This window comes from Nocardia sp. NPDC003963 (assembly GCF_053605105.1).
Map to the genome: position 1 here is coordinate 1 of NZ_JBSGIP010000117.1, position 2,219 is coordinate 2,219.

Sequence of the window (2,219 nt, forward strand, 5' to 3'; positions counted from 1 at the left end):
AGCGGCCGCACGATCGGCGGCATACGTCGCCACGTGCCTTCCTGCACGTCGCCGACTGCCAGCCCGTGCGCCCGGATCAGCTCGAGGGTGGCTCGCCACGCCTCGGGTCTCGATCGCTCGGTCGTCGAGGCCGAAAGACTTACGCGTCGATGATGAAAGCCTCGAGCTGCGTCCGGGCGATATCGTCGGGCAGCTGCTTCGGCGGGGACTTCATCAGGTACGCCGACGCCGGGATGACCGGGCCACCGATACCGCGGTCCTTGGCGATCTTCGCCGCGCGGACCGCGTCGATGATGATGCCGGCCGAGTTCGGGGAGTCCCACACCTCGAGCTTGTACTCCAGGTTCAGCGGCACATCACCGAAGGCACGGCCTTCGAGGCGGACGTAGGCCCATTTACGGTCGTCGAGCCAGCCCACATGGTCGGACGGGCCGATATGCACATCGTTGGCGCCCATTTCCTTCTGCAGGTTGCTGGTGACAGCTTGCGTCTTGGAGATCTTCTTCGATTCGAGGCGCTCACGCTCGAGCATGTTCTTGAAGTCCATATTGCCGCCGACATTCAGCTGCATCGTGCGGTCGAGCTGGACACCGCGGTCCTCGAACAGTTTCGCCATCACGCGGTGGGTGATGGTGGCGCCGACCTGGCTCTTGATGTCGTCGCCGACGATCGGAACGCCCGCCGCACGGAACTTCTCGGCCCATTCCGGATCCGAGGCGATGAACACCGGCAGCGCGTTGACGAACGCCACACCGGCGTCGATCGCGCACTGGGCGTAGAACTTGTCGGCTTCCTCCGACCCGACCGGCAGGTAGGAAACGAGGACGTCGACCTCGGCGTCCTTCAGGGCCTTGACGACGTCGACCGGTTCGGATTCGGACAGGTCGATGGTTTCGGCGTAGTACTTGCCGATGCCGTCGAGGGTGGGGCCGCGCTGGACCGTCACGCCGAGCGGCGCTACATCGGAGATCTTGATGGTGTTGTTCTCGCTGGCGAAGATCGCTTCCGAGAGGTCGAAGCCGACCTTCTTGGCGTCCACGTCGAAGGCGGCCACGAACTGCACGTCCCGGACGTGGTATTCGCCGAACCGCACATGCATCAGTCCGGGCACCGTCGTGGAATCGTCGGCATCCCGGTAGTACTGGACGCCCTGGACGAGCGAAGAAGCGCAGTTGCCCACACCTACGATGGCGACGCGAACACTGGACTTGTTGGTGTCTCCACTACTCATGGCCGGTATTTCCCTCTTTCTGTGGTGCCGCCTTCGTCGATTGCTCCGCCGCAATCAACTCGTTGAGCCAGCGCACTTCGCGCTCGCTTGATTCGAGTCCGAGCTGATGGAGTTGGCGGGTGTAGCGATCCAGCGATCCACTCGCCTTCTTGACCGCCTCCCGCAGCCCCTCTCGGCGCTCCTCGACCTGACGCCGCCTGCCCTCCAGGATCCGCACCCGTGCTTCCGCGGGAGTGCGGCTGAAGAAGGCGAGGTGAACGCCGAAGCCGTCATCGGTGTAGTTCTGCGGACCGGTGTCGGCCAGGAGGTCGTTGAAACGCTCCCGACCGGCAGGGGTCAGCTGGTAGACCCGCCGGGCGCGGCGGGTCGTCGACAGTCCCTCGGGTACTTCCTCCGCGATCAGCCCATCCGCCCGCATACGTTTCAGCGTCGGATACAGCGATCCGTAGGAAAAAGCCCGAAACGCCCCGAGCAGACCGGTGAGCCGTTTCTTCAGCTCGTAGCCGTGCATGGGCGATTCCAGGAGCAGCCCGAGGATTGCCAGTTCGAGCAACGGGCTTCACCCCCTGACTTCCGTACAGACCTAACCAATGGATGCAGTTACCCACTATATCGGACCGATATAACAACGCATAGTTCAGCGCGATGCATCACATGATCACCCAGCACGCATATATCCCGGCCGTGGATGCCCCCGGAGCCCACACACCACCAGCCGCCCATGCGCCGAGCGAACCCGCACACGCACCCCGAACCGACGTGGTCCCGCACTCTCCCCACCGCCGTGAGGGAAGTCCCCGGAACCATTGCCGCCCGCACACCCGCATACGCCAGCACATCCGCACACGCCCGGCGCACCTCGCCGGCACTCACACCCCCGGCGCACCTCGCCGGCACTCACACCCCCGGCGCACCCCGGCAGCACTCACACCCCCGGCGCACCCCGGCAGCACTCACACCCCCGGCGCACCCCGGCAGCACTCACACC

The 2,219-nt window shown here is 65.0% G+C and carries 2 protein-coding genes; both read right to left on the bottom strand.

Annotated features, from left to right (window positions below):
* Positions 1-139 precede the first annotated feature (139 nt).
* Positions 140-1,231, bottom strand: coding sequence for an inositol-3-phosphate synthase (locus tag ACWEWT_RS38580; protein WP_452565903.1), 1,092 nt, complete (start codon positions 1,229-1,231; stop codon positions 140-142).
* Complete coding sequence (locus tag ACWEWT_RS38585; RefSeq protein ID WP_449905564.1) at positions 1,224-1,784, bottom strand: PadR family transcriptional regulator; 561 nt, start codon at positions 1,782-1,784, stop codon at positions 1,224-1,226. Before ACWEWT_RS38585 ends, ACWEWT_RS38580 begins: the two co-directional genes overlap by 8 nt.
* Between the last annotated feature and the right edge of the window lie 435 nt (positions 1,785-2,219).